Below are 4,298 nucleotides of genomic sequence, written 5' to 3'. Positions count from 1 at the left end.
GCTGGTGCAGGCGGACTTTCGGCAACTGGCCGAGGAAGTGATGGCGACCCAGTTCTACGTCGCCAACATCTATTTCTGGCGGAACGTCAACTACTTCGGCCTGCAGGCGGGCAACATCTATCTGCTGCACACCTGGTCGCTCTCGGTCGAAGAGCAGTTCTATATCGCCTACCCGTTGCTGCTGGTGTTTGTGCTGAAGTTCGCGCCTCACCGTGCGCCCTGGGTCGTGCTGGCTGCGACGCTCGTGTCGTTCGGGCTGAACCTGGCCTTTGTCGGCATCAAACCAGAGGCCACCTTCTACCTGATGCCCACGCGGGCTTGGGAGTTGTTGATCGGTGCACTGATCACATGGGCTCCGAGGGTGCGGCGCCGGGGCATCGCCGAGTTGCTCGGCGCAGTGGGCGTTCTGCTGGTGGTTGCGGCCGTGGCAGGCCACACCCCGGACACCCGGTTCCCGGGCGTGTTTGCCTTGCTGCCGACTCTGGGGGCGGCCGCCCTGATCCTGGCGGGGGGCGTGCCCTCCGCATGGGCGACACGGGTGCTGTCGACGGCCCCCATGGTCGCCATCGGCCGCATCTCGTACTCGCTGTACCTTGTGCACTGGCCAGTCAACGTCTTTGCATCACAAGAACTTGGCGAGGGCTACACCTTCGGCTGGCGGCTGGCGATGATGGTTCTGTGCTTTGTGTTGTCCGGGCTGCTGTACCTCTTGGTCGAGAGGCCGTTCCGCGACGGGATCTTGCTTGTGCGGAGCGGCCGGTTTGTCCAGGCTTATGGCGTGGGCGTGTTGGCCAGCCTGGTCGTTTGCGCCACGGTGATTGCCACCCAGGGCCTGCCCCAGCGCCTTCCCTCCGAGGTGGCGCGAATCGGCGCCTTCGCGGACGACCGCCCGAGCGACCGGTGCCCCGAGTTCAATCGGTTCGCCAAAGTCGCACGCCCAACCTTGTGCGCGCTTGGGTTGCCAGATCGCCCGCAGGAGTGGCTGGTTTGGGGGGACTCCCATGCGTGGGCCGCGCAAGAGGCCATCGACCTGTGGCTCAAGAACTCTGGTCAGGCTGGTCGGTTCACCTACATGAACTCCTGCCCTCCGTTGTGGGGTGTGTACATCCCGCGCGCCGGAACCGCCTGCCATGCGCTCAACAACGCCATGATGGACACGGCCCTGAATGATCCGCAGGTGAAAAAGGTCTTCCTCGTGTCCAGCTGGCTTCAAGGTGCCGCCTGGCTGACAACCGACCCGAATCTGCATCTGACACCGCCGGAGTCCCTGGCCCTGTTCAATCGGCAGTTTGATGCCACGGTGCGAGAGCTGCAGGCTCGTGGCAAGGAGGTCTATGTGTGGGAGCCCGTGCCAGGCGCGCGCGGTCATGTGCCCAGGACGGCTGCAGTGGCCTTGATGCGTGGCGAAACGCCACGACTCGATTTCAGCATTGCTGAATACCGTGCGCAGACCGACTTCTTCTTCCAGGCCCTGGAGCGCAACCGCGCCTTCGTTGCGGGGACGTTTTCGCCATCGCAGGTACTCTGCCAGAGCGGGGCATGCGCCTCCATTGTCGATGGCCAGCCGGTTTACTACGACAACGGCCACCTGGCACGCTCCGGTGCCCCGGTTTGGGCGAGAGCCTTGGCGACCCAGTTGAACGGGGCGGCGCACTGAGCGCTTGGATTGCGTCGAACTGACGCAGCACAAAAAAAGGGCCTGCAATGCAGGCCCTTCGTTTGCTGAGCTGGGCGACGGACGGGTCAGGCCGCCTTCTTGAGGGACTTCACGGCCTTCAGCACGTCGTCCACGTGCCCGGCGACCTTGATGCCGCGCCATTCGGCCCGCAAGATGCCCGAGGTGTCGATCAGGAAGGTGCTGCGCTCGATGCCCTTGACCTTCTTGCCGTACATGATCTTGTTCTTGACCACGCCGAACATGTGGCAGAGCTTTTCTTCGGTGTCGGCGATCAGCTCGTAGGGCAGTTCGAGGTTTTGCTTGAACTTGTCGTGCGAGGTCATGTTGTCGCGCGACACGCCGAACACCACCGCACCGGCCTTCACGAAGTCTTTGTGGCGATCACGGAACTGCATCGCCTCGGTGGTGCAGCCGGGGGTGTTGTCCTTGGGGTAGAAGTACAGAACCACCGTTTGCCCGGCGTATGCCTGCGGCGTGAACTTCACGCCACCGGTTGCGAGCGCTTCAAATTCCGGGAGGGGTTTATTGAGAGCTGGCGTCATGAAGAATTCTGAAGTTGCGCCTCGTCAGGCGTAGCCCGTGATTATAAGGGCATGGGCACCCGTCGATCGGCCTCGGGGCGGCCTCGAGGTAGGGGTTGACGCTCAACCGAGCAGCAGCGCGGCGACCACCTTGCGGTTCTCGCCGGCCAGGACGTTATAGGTGCGGCAGGCCGCCGCGGTGTCCATGGTCTCGATGCCGATGCGGCGGGCCATCAGGTTGCGCAGCAGGCCGGGGGCGACAAACCGGATGCGCGGGCCGCTGCCGAAAATGACCAGCTCCGGCTGGTGCTCGGCCAGGCGATCGAAATCGGCCTGGGCCAGCCCATCGAAGCCCGCCTCGCCCCAGGGCACGATGTCACCCACCCAGGGGATGAGGATGCTGCTGCGGTGTGTGATGCCGTTGACCGACACGGCGTCGTGCAACAAGCCGGAAATGACGTTCACGCCCTCGATGCGATCGGGTTGCAATTTCAATTCAGGCGCTCGCTAAAGGATAGGCTGCGGGGGGCCCGTCAGCACGGTGGCGGGCGGGTGATCAGCGATAATTCTAGGCTTTGCGCCGCTCAGGAGACCTTGTTGAAGCCCATCGTCAAGTCAGGCAAATTGGCCAACGTGGCCTATGACATCCGCGGGCCGGTGCTGGAAAAGGCCCGCCAGATGGAGGAAGAGGGTCACAAGATCATCAAGCTGAACATCGGCAACGTGGCCGCGTTCGGGCTGGAGCCGCCCGATGAGATCGTGCAAGACATGATCCGCAACCTGCCCTCGCAAGTGGCGGCCGGCTACACCGACAGCAAGGGCCTGTTTGCCCCGCGCAAGGCGGTGGTTCACTACTGCCAGGAAAAGCGCATCGCCGGCGTGACCATCGACGACGTGTACCTCGGCAACGGCGCTTCCGAGCTGATCGCGATGAGCCTGAACGCGCTGCTCAACGATGGCGACGAGGTGCTGATCCCCGCACCCGACTACCCGCTGTGGACGGCCGTCACGGGCCTGGCCGGTGGCACGCCCGTTCACTACATGTGCGACGAGCAGGCCGACTGGATGCCCGACATCGTGGACATGAAGAGCAAGATCACGCCCAACACGCGCGGCATCGTGGTCATCAACCCCAACAACCCGACCGGGGCCCTGTACCCCGAGAGCGTGCTGCTCGACATCATCGAAGTCGCCCGCCAGCACCAGCTGATCGTGTTCGTCGACGAGATCTACGACAAGACGCTGTACGACGGCCATGTGCACACCAGCATGGCCTCGCTGGCCGATGACGTTCTCTTCGTCACCTTCAACGGCCTCAGCAAGAACTACCGCGCCTGCGGTTACCGCGCTGGCTGGATGGTGGTGTCGGGCGAAAAGCGGCACGCCCGCGACTACATCGAGGGCCTGAACATGCTGGCCTCGTTGCGCCTGTGCGCCAACACGCCCGGCCAGCTGGCCATTCAGACGGCACTCGGCGGCTATCAGAGCATCAAGGATCTGGTGGCGCCCACCGGCCGGCTGGGCCGCCAGCGCGACCTGGCGCACAAGCTGTTGACCGACATTCCCGGCGTCACCTGCGTCAAGCCCAAGGCCGCGCTGTACATGTTCCCGCGGCTCGACCCGAAGATCTACCCGATCACCGACGACCAGCAATTCGCCTATGAGCTGCTGGCCGAAGAGAAGGTGCTGATCGTGCAAGGCACCGGCTTCAACTGGATCCAGCCGGACCACTTTCGCGTCGTCTTCCTGCCCAACAGCGACGACCTGACCGACGCGATCGGGCGCATCGCGCGCTTTCTGCATCACTACGCCAAACGTCACTCCCACTGAGCTCATTCGCATGAAACCCATCCAAGTCGGCCTCCTCGGCATCGGCACCGTCGGCGGCGGCACCTTCGCCGTGCTGATGCGCAACCAGGCCGAGATTCAGCGCCGCGCCGGGCGCGAGATCCGCATCACGATGGTCGCGGACCTCGACACCGCCCGGGCGAAGTCGCTGGCGGGGGAGGGCGTGCAGGTCGTCGGCGATGCCCGCGCCGTGATCGCCAATCCAGAGATCGACATCGTGATCGAGCTGATCGGCGGCTACGGCATCGCGC

At 64.1% G+C, this 4,298-nt stretch carries 4 protein-coding genes and 1 pseudogene; 3 read left to right on the top strand and 2 right to left on the bottom strand.

The window, feature by feature from the left end:
- Window positions 1–1,657: SGNH hydrolase domain-containing protein (locus tag RMO40_RS15680; protein WP_309723313.1), on the top strand; the 1,657-nt coding region annotated here is incomplete at its 5' end.
- A gap of 86 nt (window positions 1,658–1,743) precedes the next feature.
- Here the strand turns inward: RMO40_RS15680 and RMO40_RS15675 are convergent.
- Both RMO40_RS15675 and RMO40_RS15670 read right to left on the bottom strand, forming a co-directional pair.
- Complete coding sequence (locus RMO40_RS15675; RefSeq protein WP_309723310.1) at window positions 1,744–2,220, bottom strand: peroxiredoxin; 477 nt, start codon at window positions 2,218–2,220, stop codon at window positions 1,744–1,746.
- A gap of 102 nt (window positions 2,221–2,322) precedes the next feature.
- Window positions 2,323–2,694, bottom strand: a complete 372-nt coding sequence (locus RMO40_RS15670) for an MTH938/NDUFAF3 family protein (protein ID WP_309723307.1) — start codon at window positions 2,692–2,694, stop codon at window positions 2,323–2,325.
- 102 nt (window positions 2,695–2,796) lie between these two features.
- Here RMO40_RS15670 and RMO40_RS15665 point away from each other — a divergent pair, with 102 nt between their 5' ends.
- Complete coding sequence (locus RMO40_RS15665; RefSeq protein ID WP_309723304.1) at window positions 2,797–4,029, top strand: aminotransferase class I/II-fold pyridoxal phosphate-dependent enzyme; 1,233 nt, start codon at window positions 2,797–2,799, stop codon at window positions 4,027–4,029.
- Between the two features lie 10 nt (window positions 4,030–4,039).
- A pseudogene (locus RMO40_RS15660) lies at window positions 4,040–4,298 on the top strand (homoserine dehydrogenase); the annotation flags it as partial.

The organism is Rhizobacter sp. (genome assembly GCF_031412075.1).
Taxonomy (GTDB): domain Bacteria; phylum Pseudomonadota; class Gammaproteobacteria; order Burkholderiales; family Burkholderiaceae_C; genus Rhizobacter.
Note: the sequence above shows the minus strand (reverse complement) of the source record. Positions and strands in the feature narration are given on the sequence as shown.

Bases quoted from the DNA above. Each gene is read 5' to 3' on its own strand.
- RMO40_RS15675 (WP_309723310.1), bottom strand. From the start codon at position 2,220: ATGACGCCAGCTCTCAATAAACCCCTCCCGGAATTTGAAGCGCTCGCA.